General features: G+C 39.5%; 1 protein-coding gene. It reads left to right on the top strand.

Going from position 1 to position 210, the window contains the following annotated elements; all coding sequences use genetic code 11:
* A partial coding sequence (locus AB4384_RS23460) for a hypothetical protein (protein ID WP_372130190.1) occupies nt 1–210 on the top strand: 210 nt, incomplete at both ends.

Here is a 210-nt window from a genome sequence, read left to right as displayed (position 1 = left end):
GTGAGTCAAACAGAAACCATCTCATTCACTCATCAAAGTGACAATGTAGAGAAGTTCCGCCTAGAGCCAACCGAATTTAATACAGATAACTCACTCAAATCCGATGGTCTGCCAATTGATCTGAAAGAAGATCCGACAGGCTCAGGTAACTATGTTGGTTTTACAACTAGTGCCTCTAATGTAGAAACACAGATTTTCACATTAAGCTTT

The sequence above is a fragment of the Vibrio sp. 10N.261.51.A4 genome, from assembly GCF_041471945.1.
GTDB lineage: Bacteria > Pseudomonadota > Gammaproteobacteria > Enterobacterales > Vibrionaceae > Vibrio > Vibrio crassostreae_C.
This window is presented reverse-complemented; position numbering and strand designations above follow the sequence as displayed.